Source organism: Streptomyces sp. NRRL F-2664 (genome assembly GCF_000719345.1).
Lineage (GTDB): Bacteria > Actinomycetota > Actinomycetes > Streptomycetales > Streptomycetaceae > Streptomyces.
On record NZ_JOFX01000008.1, the window covers coordinates 24250 to 42132 of the forward strand.

A 17883-nucleotide genomic window follows, 5' to 3' on the forward strand; every position below is an offset into this window, starting at 1 on the left:
ACAGTCGACGGTCCCACTGCATCCCGTCGGCTGTCCGTGCCGCGACGTAAGGTCGCCTGCATGCAGAGCAGCGAAGCGACGAAACTTGAGCAGGCCTGGCGCGCGAAGGGGTCGCCGCCATGCGATCACCCAACGCTCGAGACCGAGTTCGACCTCGGAGGCAGGACGGGCGACAAGGTGTGCACCACATGCGGCGAGGCCTTCAGCCGCGAGGAGCGACGGAAGCGAGGCTGGACATAGCAAAGCGCCCCCACCGCCCTGCGCTCGGCAGGGGGTGGGGGCGGTGTCAGTCGGTGTCGGCCTCGTCGTCGGCCGGCGGCAGGTCCGGTTCGAGGAACGGCCGGATCGACGGTCTCGGCGGGCAGTCGCGCTCATCGCCCATGGGTCACACTCCAGTTCGGTTGTACTCGGTGATGCGATCCGGCGGCACGGGAGGCTCGATACCGGCCTGCCGCATCTGCGCGGTGAGGTCGCCGACGTAGAAGACGAAGGCGCGCACCAGCGATCGTAGCGACCGGACTTCCTCGCGGGTCTCGGCAAGGTCCGCCCGGTCCTTCTCCCGGATCTCGCGGAAGGCCTGCAGGTCTGCCGCCCGCTGTGCCGGCTCGCTTTGCACGACGGCTGCTACCTCGGTCGCACGCGCGGTCGCCGCAGCGGCGGCCCGAGACGAGCGTGCCGTGTACACCGCCCCCACGAGTGTGAGCACGGCCGCGGCGACCGTGACTACTGCTGCCCAGACCCCTGTCATCCGCCCTCAGCTCTCCGGGTCCGCGGAGGCTTGGGCACGGAGTGCTCGGGCACCGTCGCGGCCCACATGATCACCCCCACGTGGGAGGTCAGGTACCAGACGGCGACCCATGCGCCGCGGGAGTAGTCGCCGCTGATGACAGCGGCGAGGTAAGCGATCGCCCACACGGCCGGCGGAACCAGTGCAGCGACGAACCCCCATCGATCACGGCCGACGCGCAGGAACGCGGAGATCGTGGTGATGAGTCCTGCGACGATCCACAGCCAAGCCCAGTGACGCAGTGAGCACACCTGCGTGAGGAGCCGCAGCCCCTCCGCGTTGGGTGGATCGACAAGGAAGCTGACGCCCCAGCATGTCTTGCCGATGCCGAGGATGAGGAGGAAATGGCCGCGGCGGCCCAGCTGCTGTCGGAGCCGCCGGACCGCACGGCACCTCATCTACACGCCCGAGAGCGGGCGCCGTACCGCGGCAGACGGGGCCGGCGCGGCGATCTGCGTCCGATCCCACATCGCGACTACCGCGGCCGCGGCGGCGAGGGCGACGGCCTGCTGCTCCGCAGACCAGTCGAGGCCGAAGCCGACGGCGAGCGCCAGGACGGCCTGCGCGAAACCGAGGACGGCGGCGCCGATCGCGTCTCCGGCGACTACGGCGAGGATCAGGCCGACGAGGGCCGCGGCGACCGCGTTGATGACGGCCTGCTGCTCGGCAGACACGTCCATGCCGAACGCGGCCAGCAGCTTGACGACGATGGCGGCCAGGCCGAGCCAGAGCGCCGGCTCTCTCTTGAAGATCATGATGGGTGGTCCTCTCAGCCCCGGAGGGCCTTGTCGTAGGCGAAGAGCTGGTTGAACTGGGCGTCGCCGTCTGCGGTGCCGGGGATCCAGTGGTCGATCGGCGGGTTGCCCCACAGCGTGTACTCGGCGGCGGTGATCTGCCGGACGTAGCCGCTGGGCCAGATGCCGAATACGGCCTTGCCGTCGCCCTGCTGAGGCTGGCCCTTGACGAGGATGAGGCCTTCGGGCTTGGGGACCTTGGGTGCGGGCGGCGGGGTGGTGGGAGGTGTGGTCATCTCAGAGTCCGATCGCTCGGTAGGCGCGCGGCCGGCGGTACCGGGGCGCGGGGACAGAGGGGACGGTCGGCGGCTGCCCGGGGTCGGGCTTGTCGCCGCTCACGATGGTCTTGGCGTAGCCGAGGACGAGGTCCATACGGGTGTTGCCGGGGTCGCCGTGGTCGTTGCCGTCGGGGACGTGCATGTGCCCGCAGTGGCCCTTGAAGTTGTGCCACTCGTCGAGCGTCATGCGGGCCTTGCTGTTGCCGTAGCTCGTCGGGTACGGCAACCACGGCCGCGGGGTAGAGGCGAGCGGGACGCCGTGTTCGGTGTGCAGCCACGCCACGTACTTGGCGTACTCGCGGAGCAGCCAGTCCGGGGCGTCGGGCCAGTAGATGTAGTCGACGCCGGCCCGGCGGGTGCCCCAGCTCGTGCGGCGTGCGGGGTCGCAGCTGCCGACGAGTTCGACCTGATGGCAGTTGTTGCGGTTGGTGCGGACCTCGGTGTTCGGGTTGTCGACGAGCGCGCGGGCGGACATGTCTGCGGGGAAGTGCGCGTACACCCTGATCCGCTTGTTCGGGATGTCCGGCAGGATCGTGACGTTGGGTGCGCTCACCCCGCCTCCGTAGTCGGGGAGCGACGTGCCCTCGGTGGTGTGGGTGACGCAGCAGTTGATCTCCTGCATCAGCCCCGGGTAGCGGCCGTCGTATCGGTACGCCGTCGAGGCGCCGGGGTAGAACTGGGCGCCGGTGGACATGCGGGCCTCCAGGGCATGAGGGCAGCCCCGGCCAACGGGCGGGGCTGCGGGGTGGGGCGGGTCAGGTGACGCGGCGGAGGCGGATCCAGGACTTCGCGTAGACCGTGGTCGCGGTGGCGTTGGAGGCGTTCTGCGCCCAGCGCATCGTCATGGTTCCGGCCGTGCCAGCGGTGGTGAGGTGGCCGGACAGCCGGGCGTGGGTGTGGGTGCCGCCCGTGCCGTAGGTACCAACGGTCAGGCTGCCGGTCTGGTCGGTTGTGTTCGTCGCCGCCTTCTGGGTGGTGTCGGCGACGACGTTGCCGAGCAGGCCCCAGCGCATGGTCGCACCCGCCGGCAGGGTCCAGTCGACCTTGAGGCCGCCGGCGCCGAATACGCCGTCGTAGTCGATGAACCCTTCGACCATGTAGGTGGCGCTGGCCGCGACGGCAAGCGCGAGGTGGGGGTCCGCGGCCAGAGTCGTTGTCGATGGCCGCGGGGTGTCCCCGGACTTGACGATCTCAGGGTTGGAGTTGATGAGCGCGTTGAACTGGTCGCGGATCTCCGCGTTGAGCTGCGCGGCGGTGACGACCTCGCCGACCACCCAGGTTCGCGGCGTGGCCAGCATCATCATCGGCCCGGCCCTCCCTTCGCATCGAGCAGCGGGTCCTTCGGGTCAGGCTCGACCGGCGCGGGCTCCTCAGGTACCGGGTCCTGTCGGCCCGCGCCCTTGTCCGGCACCGGCGGCCGGCGCCGGTCCCACGCCGTCTCGTCATCGGCATGCCACCAGTTCCGCTCGTGCGGCGGCCGGGCCGACACCTCCTCCTCGGCGGCCGCGGGCTGCGCGGGGAAGATGAGCCGCGCCCAGCCGTAGCCGCACTCGGGGCAGGCGAACCGCGGGTCGTCCGGGGTGACGACCTGGGCGCTGCCGCACGGGCAGTCGGCCACCCAGCGGCCGTGGTTGATCCGGGCGTAGATGCCGGCGCCGAGGAGCATCCCGGCGGGCGGGGTGACGCGGCGCTGCACCTGCTGCTCGTACCAGCGCCATGCCCGCTCGGCCGGGGGGACCAGGTCCCAGGCGTCGGGCCGCTGGTCGGGTGACGGCGTGTAGAAGTGCTGGGCCCGCCGCACGGGGGTGTCCTTGATGCGCACGGGGCCTCCTAGTAGCCGAGCCGGGTGGTGGAACCGAGGACGCTGTACGTGCTGCTGTCGAGCGTCCATGCCGCGTCGGTCTGGCCGCGCGAGGTGTGGAACTGGATCAGGTGGGACTCCAGGCCGATGGTCTCGACGTAGCCCTCGACTCTCGCTGTCACCGTGCTGGCGGGCGCCTGCGCGGGCAGCCCGGTCACCGCGAACAGGGTGGAGATGTCCGCGTCGAGGAGCGTCCGGTAGGTGGCGACCGACTGCGCATACGCTCGGATCGGCAGCTCCCGCAGTTCCGGCTCCACGGTCGCGTACCGCGAGACCCTCCAGTTCGCCGCGTCCAGTGCCTCGGCGTCGGTCACCGTCAGGATCGTGTCCTCCTTCGGTGCCGGCCCGAACGCGGTGACCGACGAGGCGGCGACCACGCGCTGTGTCGCGCCACCCGGGCGGGTCACCTTGTACTGGTTGACGAGCTTCTGGTCATCGGCCGCGTACTGGACGCCGTCGGTTTCCAGGTCGCCGAAGTCCAGGGTGAGCGCGATGGGTGTGCTGTAGCGGACGGTCCTGCTCTGGAAGAGGAGCGCATGGCCGTCGCGGTGGCTGGCCAGCCGGCCGCCCTCGGTGGCCTCGACGGCGCGCATCAGTTCCAGGGCGCTGCTCCCGCCGCGGCCCTGGGAAGCGACGGGGGAGAAGTCGCCGACCGCGTCGACGGCGACAACGCCCGCGTACCCGGCGAGGCGCAGGATCCGCTCGTCGGAGTCCTCACCGGCGTAGCCGGTCATCCCGGCGTCGTAATGGGCGGCGATCAGCGCAGGGGTCTGGTTGCCGGTGTAGATCGCCGCATGGGCGACGGCCCCGGCCCACAGCTGGTCGGGGTAGCCGCCGATCGACAGGTAGCGCAGCGCGAGCATGGGCACGATCGACACGGTGATCGGGGCACCGCCGTCGATGTAGACGTCCTGGTCGAACTCGTCGTAGACGACGTGGTGCCAGGCCCCGTCAGCGAGGTTGGTCGCGTTGACGACGGACACGGTCCGGGCGCCACCCGCCCCGGTGTGCTCGATGATCAGATAGCCGCTGCCGTTCAACCCGAACACGATCTCGTGCTGGAAGGAGTCGGAGCGGGCGGCCATGAAGTAGCGGCCCACCGTCGACGTCTGGAACCAGCACTCGAAGGTGACGTTCGTCAGGGTGGTCTGCTCCTCGGCGTAGGCACCCATGTAGGCGTCCAGCCGGATCCCATTGGACGCGCCGGCGGGCGCCATCTGGAGGACGTTCACCTCGGTGGCCGCCGGGCCGGGCACCTCGGCGAACGTGACGGACCCACCGGTGCCGACCTGCGCCTGGACGAGGCTGCCCGCGCCGGTGCCGCCCAGGTCACCGGCGGACACGGAGGTCGACGGCTCGGTCAGGGGGTAGTACAGGACGGGGTTGAGCTGCTTGATTTCCTCGCTGAGGAGCGCATCCAACTGCGGCTGCCGCGACAGGTTCTTGAAAAAGTCGGTCGCGGTCAGGAGCACCTTGCTCTGCCGGGTGATCCACTCGGTGTCCCACTGATTCACCAGCCCGTAGAACCGCCAGTGCAGGTCCGCGCCCGCACTGTCGAAGCTGGCCGCGGACGCCCCGACCTCCAGCTGGACATCGTCCAGCCACACCGTGTCCAGGGCGAGCGGCGAGGTCACGTTCGTGGTGAGCTGCACCGTGTGACTGGTGCTCGTCGCCACGAAGGTCTTGGTGATCTGCGTCCAGGCGTTGGTCACGGCGGAGGCCGTGCCGGGGCTGCCGCCGTCGATGAGCCAGCGCACGGCCGGGTCCCCGGTCGGCACCCACACCCAGCCCGACAGGGTGTAGGTGACGCCCACGTCCAGGCCGTACACCGTCTGCTCGACGACCCCACCCGTCCCCGTGTTCTGCCAAGCCACGTTCAGGGAGTAGGTACCGGAGTGGGCGCGGGTGGTGCTGGGGACGACCGCGAACGCGGGGCTGGTCGCGCTGTTGCTCCAGCCGTCCATGCTGCCGCCCTCGAACCCCGGGGTGCGGATGTGGTTCTTCCCGGCGAGGGTGACGATGCCGAGCTGGATCGGGCAGCCGGGGCGGACGTAGGGGTAGTAGGGGGAGGTGGCCAGGCCGGCGGAGAACCGGCCGTCGGTGTTGTCCAGGGTCAGGCTCATGGTGCTGGGCTGGGTCTGGGTCAGCTCGTCGGCGGCGCCGCGGGTGCAGCGGATCCCGGACGCGAGGTCGACCCACTGGCTGATGTCGGTCCAGTTGACCGAGGTGGCCATCGGCGCGAAACCGAAGGCCACCCGCAACACGGGCTTGATCGTCACCGCGACAGCACCCCCGTCGGCAGGCCGTAGCTGCGCTGCAGCTTGAGCAGGACCCGTTCCAGCTGCTGGGCGACGGCGACCGGGTCCATGGCGCCCTCGATGGTGATGTAGTTCTGCACCACGGTGGAGCCCTGCGCCTGCACCGCAGGCCGCGCAACCGGCCCGGCCGCCGCGGGGACTGCGGCCAGGGAGCGGCCGCGGTTGAGCGCGTCGAGGTTGCTCACCCCGATCTGCTGCACCGCGGCGGCGCTGACGACGTACTCGCCGTCGGACAGCCAGGCGGGGATGCTGTCCGAGGTGCTGGTTCCGGGCCCGCGGACGATGCCGCCACGTGCACGGGTGAGCCGGCCGTCGACGATGCGGCTGCGGTTGAGTGAGGAGTCGGTCAGGTTCCGTGAGATGACGGTCAGGTAGACCGTCTCGTCCGGGATCGATCGCAACTCGCGCTTGGCCTCGGCGACCTTGGCCTCAAGCTGCCCGATGTGTGCCTGCAGCGCGGCCCGCTTCTCCGGCGGGACAGACGCCAGCTGGCCCTTGGCGACTTTGATCTGGCTTTCCCAGGACGAGATGTTCATCTGCAGCCGGTTCTGGCTGAGGCGCGGCGCCACCGATGCGGAGAACGCTGCGGTCTTCTGTTCGGCGGTGTGCAGCCCGCTGATGAAAGAGTTCTTGAAGGAGTCAAAGGTGCGGTTGGCCTCGACGAACTCGTCACCGATGCCGGGAATCTTCCCGATGGTCATGGCCAGGCCGGAGATGATCGCGTCGAGTGCGGTCAGCGCTCCGGTCGCCAGCAGCCGGAACCCCTGCAGGGCGATCGGCAGGGACTTGAGCACGCCCTCGGCGAGGGTGAGCATCATGTTCCCGCCGATGCGGGCGAACTCCATCAGGCCCAGCTTGTTCTCCTGGACCGTGGCGTGCAGTCGCTGCAACGGTCCCCGGAAATTGTTGACCGCATCCGTGCCGGGAGTGAAGGCGCCGAGAATTGCGGCGCCCGCATCCTTGAAAGCAGACGCGAAAGGCTGCGCGAGCAGCCAGGCTGCTTTCAGTCCGAACGTCAAATCCTTGAACACCGGGGACAGGGTGCGGATCGCTACGCCGAAGAGATCCAGGCTGCGCGACAGGACATTGCCCAGGAGCGACATCTGTTCGCCGAGGAACGGGCCGAAGATCCGAGCGACCTCGCCGCTGAACCGGCCGATGGACGGCAGCAGTTTGTTGATCATCCCGAAGAGGCCGTCGAGGAACTTCGACGAACCCTCGGTCCCGCGCTGCAGCCCCTGGAACATCCCGGGCAGGCCCTTGGCCAGCAGATCGGAGAGGCCACCCGACAGAGAGCGCAGCGTGTGCTCGCTGGTCGCGCCGAACTGCAAGAAGCCTCGACCCAGGCCGCCCAATCCTCGGGTCAGGTCGTCGACGAAGATCTTGCCGAGCTTCAAGTTCGCGGTGAGTTCCCGCTGGAACTCGCCGTCCTTCATCAGGCGCCCGGCGCCGGCCGCCGCCTTTCCGAACCCGGCGCCCAACTCGGTCATGGCCGAGCCGAGAATCTTGATGACGGGACTGGAATCTTTCAGAGCCTGCGTGAATCCAGGCAGCATCGCTTTCTGAATCTCGCCACTCAGTCCAGAGAATTCCTTCTTCGTGGCCACAAGCTGCTTAGTGAATTCCCGGGCCGGAGGCGGGAGAGCCTTGAGGGCCTTCTCGTACTCCTTCTTCCCCTTGGTCGCCGCCTGCATCGCGTCGGAAATCCCAGAGAAACCCAACTTCATGGTGATGGCTGCGGTGCCGGCGCCGAGCAGCATCGGGACCAGGGCGCCGAGCGCGGGCAGCAGCGAGAGGCCGGCGACGGCCGCTACGCCGCCCATGACGCCGCCCATGCCCCCGCCGCCCTTGCCGCCGAGGGCGCCGAGCGCTGTGGTCGCATCGCCCGCGGCGCCGCTCACCCGGTTCAGGCTGGGCACCACGGTGTTGATGTCGACCCCGAACCGCTCGGCTGCCTCCGCCGCGGTGACGAACCGGCCGCGCAGGTCCCGCAGGCGGCCGCGGGAGTCGCGGGTCAGCTGCGCCACCTGCTGGTTGGCATCGGCCGCGGCCTCGCCAAGGTTCCGTACCTCGACCGCTGCGTCCGCGCTGCCGTCGCCGAGACTGTCGGCGGCCCGGCCCGCGCCGTCCATGGTCCGGGCGAGTTCCTGCAGCCCACCGCCGGCACCGCGGGTGAACGCCCGCAGTTCGCCCCCGGACTCGTCGACCGCTTCGTTGATCCGGTGGTGGAACCGCTCGGCGGACTCCCCGATACGCCGGAACACGGGAGACAAGTTGTCGTCGCCGTCGAGGATGAAAGCCATGCGCTCAGCCACTGGAGTCCCCCTTCGCCGCTGCGGCTTGGTGTCGGTCGATCCAGGCGCAGAGCTCGTCGAACTCCTCGACAGTCCAGTTGTCGACGTCCCTCGGGCCCTGGTGCAGGAGGTGAGCGAACAGGCCCAGGTAGGTCAGTCGTCGGCCTTCGATGTCTCCATCGTCGTTGCCTCTTTTGGGGGTGCCGCCGCCTCGGCCAGCGCGGCATCTACGTCGGCCGGGTTGAGGGCCCAGGCCTTCAGCTCGTCGGCGGCGCTGGCCCGCTTCTCCTCGGGCAGGGACAGGATTTCGGCCACGTAGAGGGCGACCTCACGGGTGTCGAACCGCGAGGTGAGCTCGTCGTTCTCCGGGTCGAAGTCGCTCCATCGCAGGTTCGGCTGTTCCCGCTTCTTCAAAATCCAGACGATCCCCCGCAGGGAGGTGGGGTCGTCCTCGCGGACGCCGACCTTGATCTCTCCCCACTTCATGTCGGTGGCCTTCTGGACGACCGCTGCCTCGGAGGTGCGGACCCGCCGCATGTCGAAGTGCTGTTCCTCGCCGCCGTCTGCGGGCCGGTACAGGATGATCATGCGCTGCTCCGTTCAGCCGAGGCGTCGGCGTATGTCGTCGAGGACCCGCTCGACCTCGCGCTCCATGCGGGGCCGGTGGCGGCGGATGGTGGTTTCCCACCACAGGGGCGTGGTGGTCTGCGTCGTCCAGCGGCGGCGGTTGCCATACACCGGGTGCCGGATCCGGCCGGAGTTCATGACGGTGGGCATGTTGCGCAGGTCAGGGGGGAGAGCGGCGCGGTCGATCCAGACCCGGGCCCCGGGGTTGCCGGTGGTCCGGACCGACAGGCGGATGGCTGCGGCGATGGTGGCGCGCAGCGGCCGCGTTGTCGGGGACGGTCCGCCGCGGCCGCGCGCGCCCTGGCTCTGGATCGGCAGGTTCCGGACGGTGCGCTGCAGGTCGGCGCGCAGCGGCTCGGCCGCGCGCCGGATCCTGCGGTGCATCGAGGACCTGACCGTCTCCTCGTTCACTGACCGCAGTCGGCGGGAGAGTTCCAGCAGGGCGCCCGTGTTGAGGATGCGGATGTCCCGAGTCACGGCTACACCGCGGTGTCGACGGAGATGTAGTGGATCACCGGCTGGTTGGTGCCGTCGTACAGCGCCGTGAACTGGTAGCTGGGCTTGACGACCTCGAACCCGTCGATCTGCGGCGGCGCCTCGTCGATCTTGATGGCGGGCAGGGTGATCCGGAACGTTTCGTAGTACGTCGACGCGATCAGCGGGCCGACCCATTCCAGGACCAGCGACGTCGCCGCGTCGGAGGTGTGCAGGTCGTCCAGCGTCGTCGAGACGTAGTCCATCTCGATCGTGCCGGTGATCTTCACCAGGTCGTTGGAGATGGGCTCCTTCTTCAGTCCCAGCTGGCCGGCGTAGTACCGGTCGGTCGCCATGGGCCGCTCGATCTTCACGGACACCTTGCGGACCCCGTCGTGCGCGGTCTCCGAGGCGAACGTCCCGGTCTTGACGGTCAGCTGGGCGAAGTGGAACGGCTTCCGGTTCGGGTAGGTGGCCGCAGCCAGGGTCTGGCCCTCGTCGCAGGTCCGGCCGTTGATCTCCCAGGACGAGGTCAGCATGCCGCCGGACTCGCACGAGAACTCCGCGCTGGTGATCTTGCAGCCCAGGAAGGTCTTGTCCGTGACCGTGCCGGTGGTGAGCGGCACGCCCTTTTGGATCGTGAGGTTCTTGCCGAAGTTGTCGGCCAGGGGGTGGGTCTGCAGGTAGGCGGCCGTGGCGCCCTGCTGAACCGGGGTGACGGTGGTCCCCATGAGGGACTGCAGGAACAGGCCCATGCCGGTGTTGGTGACCTCGCAGTCGACGCTGCCCGTGACCTCTTGCTGCGTCAGGACACGCCGGTCGGACAGCGCCAGCAAGCGGCCTCCGGCGACGCCGGCCGACTGCTCCGTGGTCTTCTTCAGGACCAGCGATTCCTTGGTGAACTCCAGGAAACGGGTGGGTGCCACGAAGGTGCCGTAGGTGACTTCGGCGGCGATGCCGAGCTGGCCACCGAGGCCGGATCCGATCGCCATCAGTCGTCACTCCTTTGGGGCTTGGCCGCGGCCTTCCTCGGCGCGGCGGGTTCCTTGGGCTCCTCGACGGGCTCCCAGTTCACGGTCTGGCAGACGTAGGCGTCGTATCGGGCATCCGGCACCTCGACGACCTCGTCGGGCTGCACGACGCGGCCTGCGAGCTCGGGCACCTCAACCGGCACGGGGCCGAGCCATCGGACCTTCGCCATGGGCGTGTCTCCTTCGGGGCATGGCGGCGGGCCCGCGGGCGCGGGCTCCTTACAGGGGTGGGTCAGATGCGGGCGCGGCAGCCGACCGTGAAGTCGAGACCGGCCAGGGAGCCCTCGGCCTGGACCTGCACGAGGTCGCCGGTAGTGAGGTGTGCCCAGAGCACGGCGCCGTTCAGGGTCGGTGCCTCGGGCCGGTCGTTGCTGGCCCGCAGGATTGTTTCGACCTCGCCGACAATCTCGAAGACGCGGCGGCGGCGGCCGGCCATGTCGGTGCCGCCAGCGCGGGACTCGGCGTAGCAGTGGATGCTGAATTCCTCGTCACGCTGGCGGGCGCCCGCCCCGGCAAAGTCCTGGCGCAAGCTGACCGCGTTGTCGCCATCCGGCTGCCAGCCGACGGACAGCCAGTCATTGGCGAGGTTGGTTGTTGGAGGCCCGTCCAGCACGCGGACACCGGTCAGGCCGTTGGCCATCTGCAAGAGCTCAAGCAGAGCGTCGACTGCGGCGGGGACGCGGGAGGTGAGCATCTAGGCCACCCCCGGCGGCAGGCGGTCCGGCTCCAAGAGCTGCATGGCCCTGTTGGGGATCGCGTACCCGAAGCCGGGCATCGGCTCGGTGACCGAGTAGTCATCTCCGCCGCCGATACTCGACAGGCCACGGGACGCCCCGTACTGGGTGCGCCACAGGTGCTGCAGGATGATGCGAGCCGCGGACGACAGGTTGGCAGGTATCACCGCGCGGCCCGCGACGTAGGTCACCCGAAGTGGACCGTACAGCCTTGCCCCGTCCAGTCGGCTGATGATGCCGGTCGGACCGTCGACGTCGAGGTCTGCCGGCAGGTAGGACTGGCCGCCGGTGAGCACGGCCGAGATGGAGGTCACTGACAGGACGGGGGTCCGGCGGAGCGCCAGCGTTGCCGACCCGACGCTAGGGATGACGTGCTGCTCGGTGACCACTCGCCGGCAGCAAACACCCGCGAAGTGCTCGACGCCGATGGTAATGGTCTCAAGCCACTCCCGAATCTGGTCGTCATCAGAGGTGTCGTCAGGGGCATAGCGCAGGTGCCGCTTCGCGTCGGCAAGGCTGAGGATCAGGGATGGTGCGGCCTCGCGAACGTCGAAGACGTCGGTGTACGCGGAGGCTGGACTTGTGAAAGTCCAGCGCACGGCGTGGCGGCCGGCCTGGGTCGTGACGTAGTCGACGCGGTACTCGCCGGCCGAGGCCGGTGCACCGACCGCTGGGGTGGCGGTAGTGCCGTCGGGGAGAGTGAGGGTCAGGACTGCGGAGGACGCGGTGGTGAGGGTGCCGGCCGCATCGCGGCATGTGGCTTCCAGACGGACGGTGTCACCGAGATCGAACGGCACCCTGCTCACCCCTTGCTGCGATTGGTGGTGCGTGGCCGTCGAGCCGTCCGCTCGGGGCGTGCGGTCGTAGCCTCGGGAGTCTCGATAGGGGTGTCACGGACCAGCTCGGCGCGTACCCCGTCGGCCCAGACCGCGGCCTCGGCGCCGGGCAGGTCGATCTCCTGCCCGGCATCCCAGACGAACCCGCGGCCGCTGACGCTGGTCAGCATGCGGATCCGTGCCATCAGCGGTCTCCCGCTCCCTTGTGGAGCTGGTTGACCTCGCGCTCGGCCTTGGCTTCGGCGGCCTTCACCGCTTCGTCCTGGGCGTCCTTGAGGGACTGCACGTCAGGGTCCGGTGTGGAGGAACCGGCTTCGCCGGCGTCCGGGGTGTGCACTGCGCCGCGCGCCGCGGTGTCGACGGCCGAGGCGGCCTGCTGCGCGAGCTGCTCCTTGGCCGCGGCGAGCGCGACATCCTTGTCGCCGATGAACTCCGGGTCGGTCTGGTCCATCGAGCCGTCGGCCTTGCGGGACGCCATGACGATGCGGTCGTGGTCGCCCGTCTCGGCGGCCTTCGCGGTCGGCTTTTCCTGCAGCACCCCGGTCGCGGACTCAGGGATGCTGTCCTTCCTCTGGCTGGTCGCCATGAGTGATCTCCTGTTCTGGGGGTGGCGGATCAGCTGGCGGCGTTGCGGTAGGCGCGGACGGCGGCCGTGTCCTGCGGGGTGCCGTCCGCGCGAGAGAACGCCAGGAACCCGACCTGCAGGTAGTCGGCGTACCGCTCCGCCAGACGCAGGGTCTGGATGCTGCTGACGTCGCGGATGAGGTAGCCGGCGAAGAAGTCACCGAAGAGGATGGACTTGGCGCTGGCCGCCATGGCCGGCATGTCCTGGTTGACGGTGTAGCTGTAGCCCAGGATCCGGTCGGGTGCGCCGGCCTGGATGGACGGCTCCCACAGCGGACGGTTCTGGGAGTCCTTCAGCTTGCGGACCGCGCCCAGGGTGGAGTCGGCGAGCATGAACTGCACGCGGCCCGAGTTGCGGTAGGCCGGGTCCACGGAGTGGATCAGGTCGACCAGGTCGTCGTAGGTGACCGACGTGGTCTGGCCCGAGGCGCCCGTCTTGCCGATCGTGGCGTTGGTCTGCACGCCTTCCGGCTGGGCGGTGCCCGTGCCGGTGGTGAAATGCGTGTTCTGGATGCGGCCGATGCGCTCCCCCAGCTTGCGGGCCAGCCACGTCTCGAAGTCCAGCACGGAGTCCTGCAGGAGTTGCAGGGACACGCGCACGAGCTTCGACGTGTACATGTATGCGCCGATGTCCTGCTGGCCGAGAGTGACGTCCTGCTCGGTGACCTGGGTATTCTCCGACAGGATGGCACCCACGTTGCCGGTGTCGTCGTTCGTCGGCCACGGCAGGGTGACGCCGGACTCGGTGGTGATGACCTCAGAGACCTGGCGCATCGCGCCGTAGAACTTCATCGTCTCGATCATCTTGTTGCGGAAGTCGGCCGGGACGACGTAACCACCCGCCGCGCCCGTGGCCACGCCCTGCGCGCGGAGCTCCTTGCCGTCGACCCAGCCGGTGCGCAGTACACCGCGTTCCGCCGAGGTCAGATCCTGGGATCCGTCGCGCAGCCAGCTACGCCAGGCGTTGGCGTAGGCGGCCACGCCCTCCTCCCCGCCGTGACGGGCACGGTCCTCCTCGGCCGCCTCGGTGTCGGCGCCCTCGGTGACGATCTGCGAATAGTCGACGGCCGACAGGCGGGCGTGCCGCTCCTCGGTCTCGATCTCCTGGCCGAGGCGCTCGACCTCGGCGAGGGCCGCGTCCCAGGCGCTCCGGTCCTCGGCGGACAGCGGCGCGTCATCGCCGCGGGCCTGGAATTCCTGAGCGGCGCTCCAGGCGGTGGCCCGCTTGTCGAGCAGGGCCTGCAGTCGGTTGGGCATTGTGCCTCCAGCACTGAGAGCCCCGGGCCGGGATGGCCAAGGGCTGGGGGTGAGGGTGGTTGCGGCTACCGCGCCAAGCGGTAGCGGGCGGCGAGCGCCTCCATGCGCAGCGCCTGACGTACCCCAGTGGTCTCTCCCGGCTGGGTCTCGTCACTGTCGCGAGTGGTCTCTGCCGGCTCGCGACGGAAGCTCAGAAGCTCGGGCCTGTAGGCGGCCCGGCGGTCGAAGGCCGCGGCGTCACCGCGCGCGGCGAGGGCGACACCGACGGAGCGCAGCCCGGCGTCGGTGTCCTCATAGGCAGGGAACGTCACCGCGGAGACCTCGTACAGCTGCACCTCGCGGATGATCCGCAGCTCGGCCTCGGCCTTGGCCCCGTCGACGGTCTCGATCTCGACGGGCTCCCAGTCGTCCTTGACGACCCGGAAGCCGAAGCTCATCCCGGTGATGTTGCGATTCCTGAGGTTCACGACCAGGTCGCGGACGTAGGACAGGTCGCTGTCGAGGTCTGCTTCCACTGCTAGGCCGATCGCATCCTGTGCCAGGCGCAGCGAGCCGGCCGAAACGCGGGAGACGACCATGCGGGTGTCGTGGTCGACCAGCATCCGCGCGTCGCCCTCGCTGATCGTTTTGGTGAACGCGCCGGGCGCGATCTCCTCGTAAAACCCCCAGGTCAGCGGGTTGCCGATCGCAGTACGCGAGCTGAACACCGCCGCGTGACCGACAAAGCCGGTAGCGGCCCCGCTCTCCTCGTCGGCCCGTACCTGCAGCCCGGCCGTGGCCAGGGTGAGGTCTCGTCGCTCCTCAGTCCTCATCGTCCTCGCCCTCCGTAGTGGTCGTGCCGTCGGTATCAAGCGGATCGGAGCCAAGCGGCGCCATGTACGTGGGCTGCAGGTAGGTGTCGCCCTCATCGCCCTCGATGGGAGGCAGGTCTTCCAGGGCGCGGATGTCGTTGGCGGAGAATGCGCCGACATCGCGCATCGCCCGGTAGAACGTCGCCCGAGACTGGGTGTCACCACGGAGCAGCCCCTGAAGCGCGTACCTGGCGTACTGGCTGGCGGGGAGCAGCTCCTTGGTGATGCGCTGCTCAGTCGGCGTCAGCCACGTGGGGCCGAGGTCCCAAGTCACAAAGCCTTGCGCTTGCTGCTCCAGCCCAGTGCCCCAACTGGTCGACTTTTCCGTCGACATCAGCAGGAAGGGCGGGACGCCCATCATGCGGGCGACCTCCGTCACCTGGAACTGCCGTGACTCCAGGAACTGCGAGTCTCGGTACGGCATCGTCACCGGGTGGAAGGACGCGCCGGAGTCGAGGACCGCGATGTCGTGAGCCGCCTGGTGCCCGGACAGCTTCGCTTTCCAGTTCGCCTTGAGCGCCGCGGCCTGATCGCTGTTGAGCCGCTGCTCGGTTTGCAGCACGCCGCTGATCATGTTGCCCGAGCCGTACAGCTTGGCTGCCGACTTCTCCGCGGCCAGCCCCAGTCCGATGCCCTGGGCTGCGGCACGGATGGGGGACACCCCAGTCAAGCCGTCGTAGCCCAGGCCCGGGAGGTGCAGGATGTCCCGCGTGGTCCGTGGCACTCGCTGCCCGTTGTCGTCCTCGACCCAGAAAATCTTGCCACTGGGGTTGTCAGCCGAGGGTCGCTCTCGGGCAACCTTGACGCGGTCCGGACGGATCGGCCACAACTGCACGACCACTCCAGCTCCGTTGCGGATCTTCTGCAAGTAGGCGTTCCCCCACAGCACGCGGTGCACGTAGGCCAGGCGCCACAGCTCGAACCGCGTGAGCTCAGGGTGCGGGTCGTCCAGCAGGTCGACGGTCGCCCTGTCCTTCGTGCCCACCGTGTAGCAGTGCAGAGGCAGCGCTGCGGAGACGTTGGCGATGACCGCCACAGCCCGCCACACGGCAGGCATGTGCAGTGCACTGGTCTCCGACACCGACACACCGGCCTCGACCGGCTCCCCACCCACCAGGTTCAGCAGAGACGTGGACGTGAGCGGCACCGCCGGGTTCTCCACCGACCGCCGCTCGAAGAGACCGAACAGGCTCATCAGCCAGCCCCCCTCTTCGTCGGCCTACGGCGGGATGAGGCGTGCTCAGCGCCCGCCGCCCCGATCAAGCCGCCCACGATGAACGAGGCCGGCGGATAGATGAGCCACACCCCGAACAGCGCACACAGCAGGCACAGGCTCTCGAAGGCCAGCAGGGCCACGGTCTTCACCACAGGTTCGGCGCCCCCTCCGGCTCGACGTGCGCCCGCTCGGCATGCCCCCACGCCGCCAGCGTGACGCCCACCAACGGGCTGATGTCGACACTCACGCCGCGGCGAGCCCACCCCCAGCCGTCACCGATGGGTCGCTTGTCGGCACCGGCAAGCGCGGTCGCCAAAGGTGCCTGATCCAGGTGCACGATCTTCTGCTCGGCGACGCCGTCATAGAACTGGCCCGCAGCAGCAGCGACCTGGCGGGTCTTCGGGATCACCAGCAGATCGTCGATCTCCTGGTCGGCCAGCCCCGCGTCCTTCAAAGCCTTCTTCACCGCGGGAACGAGGGAGCCGGCCGGGCCGCCCTCGTCAATTACGACCGCGCACGGCTTCCACTTCGCCACGAGCTCGGCCAGCCGCTCGGGCGCCCACCCTGTGCCGGGCCGGTGGTCGATGACCTCCACATGTATGGCGTCACCGTTCGCCCCGGCCGCACAGATAGCCGAATGCGTCCGCTCAGGGGTCGTATCCAGGGAGAACGCCACCGGGTCCGCCATCCTGGATGTACCGTCACCCAGCGCCCGCCAGGCATCTTCCCCGATGACTGACCAGGTATCTGCCATGTCAGACGGGTAGTCGCCCACACCCAGCCTCTCTCGGGCGAAGACAGCCTCACCCATCGACAACCGCTCGCGCTCCGTGTGCTCCAGTGTGAGCCGGTGCCCAAGAGCCGGATTGGCTTTGGCGGCAGACAAGGCAGCCAGCGGGTCGTCATGGTCCGCACAGTCCGGCCTGCACTCCTTGACGTGCGGGTTGATGGACCACTCCAGGTACGCCAGCGACGGGTCCGGCACGCCCGCTTCCATCGCCTGCAGGGCCCGCCTGCGCAGCCGGGCCAGATGCACCGAGGGAGATCCGATGCCCGCCGACCCGAAGTACCAGATCTGCGGATTCTGCACCGCCGCCATGGTGGGCATCAGTGCGCCCATGGCGTCATCGCCCAGGATCATCGCCTCGTCGAGGATGTTGCAGTTGCCGGTGAACCCGCGGCCGGAGCCGCCGCTGCGAGCCAGGAACCGCAGGCGCTGCCCGGTGGTCAGCTCGATCGCTTCCTCGCCCGTCGTCCGCCGCACCCTCGAGACGCGCTTGCGCAGCTGGTCGCAGTTCATGATGAGGGACTCGATGCGACGGAAGGCCTCGATGGAGGTCTTGAACTCGTGTGCCGAATGCAGGATCAGCCGCTCGCCCAACAGGAAGAGCCCGGCGAGCTGACGCGCTTCGATGATCGCGCCCTTGCCGTTCTGGCGCGGCACGTTCACGCAGGTCTCGAAGGCGGACCAGCTGCCGTCGGCAGTCTCGCCCAGACCGACATGCAGCACGTGCTGCTGCCAGGGGTCGAGCTGGAGGCCGGCGACCGCTGCCAGCTCGACGGCTTCCTGTCCCGAGGTGGAGACGTAGGGAGGAGCGGTGACGACCCGGGGGGTCTGGACACCGAGAGTCACGTGGCTAGGCGCCACGGCGAGCGGCGCGTCGAGCAGCGAGGTCATCGAGCGCGTCCCCTTCCGTCGCGACCGGCGCGACCTTCCGGAGCTCGAGGAGGGTGGCGCGCAGCTCGCGGGCAACGACTGCGGCCGAGGTGGGAGCGTCGGTTGCATCGAGAGCCGCCGCCAGCGACAGGGCAATTGCCGTCATGCCCGGAGCGACTTGCTCGACTCCGAGGTCATCGATCTCCAGGCGGGTCGCGTCCTCGGCACCAGCCACGACTACCCC

At 69.2% G+C, this 17883-nt stretch carries 22 protein-coding genes; all 22 read right to left on the reverse strand.

All coding sequences use genetic code 11. The annotated features are described in order from the left end of the window. Positions 1-385: 385 nt before the first annotated feature. Positions 386-685: a hypothetical protein gene (locus IF89_RS0110890; RefSeq protein ID WP_234327720.1), complete on the reverse strand. Its 300-nt coding sequence runs from the start codon at positions 683-685 to the stop codon at positions 386-388. Positions 686-744: 59 nt separating this feature from the next. Next, a complete protein-coding gene (locus IF89_RS0110895; RefSeq protein ID WP_030764710.1) occupies positions 745-1185 on the reverse strand; it encodes a hypothetical protein in 441 nt (146 codons plus the stop codon). Continuing rightward, entirely contained in the window at positions 1186-1542 is a 357-nt protein-coding gene (locus IF89_RS0110900) for a hypothetical protein (RefSeq protein WP_051806960.1), read from the reverse strand. Positions 1543-1556: 14 nt separating this feature from the next. Continuing rightward, positions 1557-1817 (reverse strand): hypothetical protein, encoded by a 261-nt coding sequence (locus IF89_RS0110905; protein WP_030764715.1) that lies wholly within the window; start codon positions 1815-1817, stop codon positions 1557-1559. Between the two features lies 1 nt (position 1818). Continuing rightward, positions 1819-2553: a hypothetical protein gene (locus tag IF89_RS0110910; protein ID WP_030764718.1), complete on the reverse strand. Its 735-nt coding sequence runs from the start codon at positions 2551-2553 to the stop codon at positions 1819-1821. Between the two features lie 61 nt (positions 2554-2614). Next, on the reverse strand, positions 2615-3163 hold the full coding sequence (locus IF89_RS0110915; RefSeq protein ID WP_030764721.1) for a hypothetical protein: 549 nt from the start codon (positions 3161-3163) through the stop codon (positions 2615-2617). Then, positions 3160-3681: a hypothetical protein gene (locus IF89_RS0110920; RefSeq protein WP_030764724.1), complete on the reverse strand. Its 522-nt coding sequence runs from the start codon at positions 3679-3681 to the stop codon at positions 3160-3162. Before IF89_RS0110920 ends, IF89_RS0110915 begins: the two co-directional genes overlap by 4 nt. Before the next feature lie 8 nt (positions 3682-3689). Beyond that, positions 3690-5999 (reverse strand): carbohydrate binding domain-containing protein, encoded by a 2310-nt coding sequence (locus tag IF89_RS0110925; RefSeq protein ID WP_030764727.1) that lies wholly within the window; start codon positions 5997-5999, stop codon positions 3690-3692. Continuing rightward, positions 5996-8353 carry a hypothetical protein gene (locus tag IF89_RS0110930; protein ID WP_158717839.1) on the reverse strand — a complete coding sequence of 786 codons (2358 nt, stop codon included), beginning with the start codon at positions 8351-8353 and terminating at the stop codon, positions 5996-5998. The genes IF89_RS0110925 and IF89_RS0110930 overlap by 4 nt, the downstream gene beginning before the upstream one ends. A gap of 132 nt (positions 8354-8485) precedes the next feature. Beyond that, on the reverse strand, positions 8486-8920 hold the full coding sequence (locus tag IF89_RS0110935) for a hypothetical protein (RefSeq protein WP_030764732.1): 435 nt from the start codon (positions 8918-8920) through the stop codon (positions 8486-8488). A gap of 12 nt (positions 8921-8932) precedes the next feature. Continuing rightward, a complete protein-coding gene (locus IF89_RS0110940) occupies positions 8933-9436 on the reverse strand; it encodes a hypothetical protein (RefSeq protein ID WP_030764735.1) in 504 nt (167 codons plus the stop codon). A gap of 2 nt (positions 9437-9438) precedes the next feature. Beyond that, positions 9439-10425 (reverse strand): phage tail tube protein, encoded by a 987-nt coding sequence (locus tag IF89_RS0110945; protein ID WP_030764738.1) that lies wholly within the window; start codon positions 10423-10425, stop codon positions 9439-9441. Next, positions 10425-10634, reverse strand: a complete 210-nt coding sequence (locus IF89_RS0110950; RefSeq protein ID WP_030764741.1) for a hypothetical protein — start codon at positions 10632-10634, stop codon at positions 10425-10427. The genes IF89_RS0110945 and IF89_RS0110950 overlap by 1 nt, the downstream gene beginning before the upstream one ends. Before the next feature lie 62 nt (positions 10635-10696). Further along, positions 10697-11158 carry a hypothetical protein gene (locus IF89_RS0110955; protein WP_030764744.1) on the reverse strand — a complete coding sequence of 154 codons (462 nt, stop codon included), beginning with the start codon at positions 11156-11158 and terminating at the stop codon, positions 10697-10699. Next, a complete protein-coding gene (locus tag IF89_RS0110960) occupies positions 11159-11995 on the reverse strand; it encodes a hypothetical protein (protein WP_030764747.1) in 837 nt (278 codons plus the stop codon). 5 nt (positions 11996-12000) lie between these two features. Then, complete coding sequence (locus tag IF89_RS0110965) at positions 12001-12219, reverse strand: hypothetical protein (protein WP_030764749.1); 219 nt, start codon at positions 12217-12219, stop codon at positions 12001-12003. Continuing rightward, entirely contained in the window at positions 12219-12620 is a 402-nt protein-coding gene (locus IF89_RS0110970) for a hypothetical protein (protein WP_030764751.1), read from the reverse strand. Before IF89_RS0110970 ends, IF89_RS0110965 begins: the two co-directional genes overlap by 1 nt. Positions 12621-12649: 29 nt before the next feature. Next, positions 12650-13915 (reverse strand): phage major capsid protein, encoded by a 1266-nt coding sequence (locus IF89_RS0110975; protein ID WP_030764754.1) that lies wholly within the window; start codon positions 13913-13915, stop codon positions 12650-12652. Positions 13916-13980: 65 nt separating this feature from the next. Continuing rightward, on the reverse strand, positions 13981-14727 hold the full coding sequence (locus IF89_RS0110980) for an HK97 family phage prohead protease (protein WP_030764757.1): 747 nt from the start codon (positions 14725-14727) through the stop codon (positions 13981-13983). Beyond that, complete coding sequence (locus tag IF89_RS0110985; RefSeq protein WP_030764760.1) at positions 14717-15961, reverse strand: phage portal protein; 1245 nt, start codon at positions 15959-15961, stop codon at positions 14717-14719. The genes IF89_RS0110980 and IF89_RS0110985 overlap by 11 nt, the downstream gene beginning before the upstream one ends. A gap of 166 nt (positions 15962-16127) precedes the next feature. After that, on the reverse strand, positions 16128-17660 hold the full coding sequence (locus IF89_RS0110995) for a hypothetical protein (RefSeq protein ID WP_063831281.1): 1533 nt from the start codon (positions 17658-17660) through the stop codon (positions 16128-16130). Further along, a complete protein-coding gene (locus IF89_RS0111000) occupies positions 17620-17874 on the reverse strand; it encodes a hypothetical protein (protein WP_030764765.1) in 255 nt (84 codons plus the stop codon). The genes IF89_RS0110995 and IF89_RS0111000 overlap by 41 nt, the downstream gene beginning before the upstream one ends. Positions 17875-17883 lie beyond the last annotated feature (9 nt).